Source organism: Parafrankia sp. Ea1.12, assembly GCF_900465275.1.
In the GTDB taxonomy this organism is placed as follows: domain Bacteria; phylum Actinomycetota; class Actinomycetes; order Frankiales; family Frankiaceae; genus Parafrankia; species Parafrankia soli.
In genome coordinates, this window is record NZ_UBIZ01000668.1 from 1 (window position 1) to 261 (window position 261).

Here is a 261-nt window from a genome sequence, read left to right on the forward strand (position 1 = left end):
CGCGGTTGCGCAGCAGCTTGCGCCGGGCCTTCCACTCCGTGGTCCGGCCACGCCGGCCGCGGACGCTTCGGGTGAGACGGCGGCGCACCAGATTGAGCATCTTGTTCGCAAGCTGCACCACATGGAAATGATCGACCACCACGGTGGCCTGCGGCAGTCCGGTGCGGATCGCCGCCCGACACAACGGGGACATGTCGATGGCCACGAAACGAACCCCCTGGCGCCAGGTGAGCGGGGTGTCGGCCGGCCAGGCCAGCACAT

General features: G+C 69.0%; 1 protein-coding gene. It reads right to left on the bottom strand.

All coding sequences use genetic code 11. The features are described 5' to 3' along the window. Positions 1-261 (bottom strand): transposase (locus FMEAI12_RS34735; protein WP_200835519.1); only part of this gene is annotated, 261 nt, incomplete at both ends.